The sequence below is a fragment of the Streptomyces sp. NRRL WC-3549 genome, assembly GCF_000721935.1.
Lineage (GTDB): Bacteria > Actinomycetota > Actinomycetes > Streptomycetales > Streptomycetaceae > Streptomyces.
Genome location: NZ_KL585383.1, coordinates 77515 through 77893, shown reverse-complemented (window position 1 = coordinate 77893; position 379 = coordinate 77515). Strand labels below are relative to the sequence as shown.

The 379-nt window shown below is 73.1% G+C and carries 1 pseudogene; it reads left to right on the top strand.

The features are described from left to right. Positions 1 to 379: pseudogene (locus IH13_RS0102540) on the top strand (LacI family transcriptional regulator); the annotation flags it as partial.

The window sequence follows — 379 nt, the reverse complement described above, 5'->3', positions numbered from 1 at the left end:
CAAGGGCGGGGTCTCCGAGGCCGACTACGTCGAACTCCTCCTGCAGCAGCAGGTCTCCGGTGTCGTGTTCGCGGGCGGGCTCTACCACCAGGCCGACGCCCCGCACGACCACTACCGGGTGCTCGCCGACCGGAAGATCCCCGTCGTGCTGATCAACGCCGCGATCGCCCGGCTCGGCTTCCCGGGCGTCTCCTGCGACGACTCGGTGGCGGTGGAGCAGGCCTGGCGCCACCTCGCCTCACTGGGCCACGAACGGATCGGGTTCGTCCTCGGCCCCTCCGACCACGTGCCCTCGCAGCGCAAGCTCGCCGCCGCCCGGGTGCTCGCCGAGGGGGCGGGGGCTTCCGTGCCGGACGAGTGGGTGGCCCGGGCCATGTTC